Below are 390 nucleotides of genomic sequence, written 5' to 3' on the forward strand. Positions count from 1 at the left end.
CTCATTTGGGGCTGGTGTGTTGATGTTTTCTCCCAGCCGTCCAATTGAGGTGCACCCAAGCAATATTGATGAAGTTAGTGCGATTGCAATAAGTTTACTGCACCTAGATCCTAGTGAAATTTTTTTTTGCAACTCTCATGATGCACAGATTGGTGAATTATTTAATTTTTTAAGTGATTAACTTTGTAGCGCTAAAACGGTAATGGCCTAACGCAATGTAGGACTCACGCCGGAGGCGTGAATCGGTTATCGGCGGCGTAGAAGCCGCATAACCTGGGCGCACTGCTGCAAGGCAAGTGCTTGTCGCACAAGCAAAAAGGTGTTGCTTGAGACATGTCGCTCCCGTGTTATGCGATGGTTGTTACAAACGAAGGCTACCGGAACCGGCGG

Annotated in this window: 1 protein-coding gene; it reads left to right on the forward strand. The window is 46.9% G+C overall.

Features of this window, described 5'->3' with window-relative positions; all coding sequences use genetic code 11:
• On the forward strand, positions 1 to 181 hold a 181-nt coding region (locus EYS42_RS17220), incomplete at its 5' end, for a hypothetical protein (RefSeq protein WP_207301187.1).
• Between the last annotated feature and the right edge of the window lie 209 nt (positions 182 to 390).

Origin of the sequence: Aquabacterium lacunae, assembly GCF_004310865.1 — a bacterium.
Taxonomy (GTDB): domain Bacteria; phylum Pseudomonadota; class Gammaproteobacteria; order Burkholderiales; family Burkholderiaceae_C; genus Aquabacterium; species Aquabacterium lacunae.